This window comes from Calidifontimicrobium sp. SYSU G02091, from assembly GCF_022631395.1.
Lineage (GTDB): Bacteria > Pseudomonadota > Gammaproteobacteria > Burkholderiales > Burkholderiaceae_C > Calidifontimicrobium > Calidifontimicrobium sediminis.
The window spans coordinates 1-533 of record NZ_JALBGB010000092.1; the positions used below are offsets into that span (position 1 = coordinate 1).

General features: G+C 63.4%; 1 protein-coding gene. It reads right to left on the reverse strand.

The window, feature by feature from the left end; genetic code table 11:
• The coding region (locus tag MOJ79_RS18910; RefSeq protein WP_241925548.1) for a hypothetical protein at window positions 1-533 on the reverse strand (533 nt) is incomplete at both ends.

The window sequence follows — 533 nt, forward strand, 5'->3', positions numbered from 1 at the left end:
CCGTCGTTGAAGTGCATGCGCAGGTTGCTGCGGTTGCCCTTCCACGGCATAGAGTGCGTCGTTTCCGAATAGCGGGTGGCCGACGCGCTCGTGAGCATTCCGGCCGCAAACAGCGGCTGCGGGTACTGGCTGGGAGCGGCGAACTGGAAGAACTTGCCGATGCCGAAGGACTCGTAGACCGGCGTGCCGACCTTCATCGCCACATTCAGCCGCTGGCCGTTGACCGCGATCCAGTAGTCGATGCGGATGTTGTGCGCAGGCACACCCAGGATCGGCGAAATGCCGGGCTGCGTCGCGAACGTGTTGCCAGAGACGTAGCCCTTCATCGTCGCCACGGCCAGGTTGTAGTAGTCGAGTCTGCTGTCCTGGTAGCAGTACACGCCGCAGAAGATCTGCTCGGCGCCTGACAGCCCGGGCGCTCTCATGATCAGCTCGCGGTTGGCCACCGACGTGTCGTAGCGCAGGATCGTCCAGCCCTCGGCCAGGCACACGTCGCGGATCTTCTCGAGCATCTTGTAGTGCGCGAGCATGTC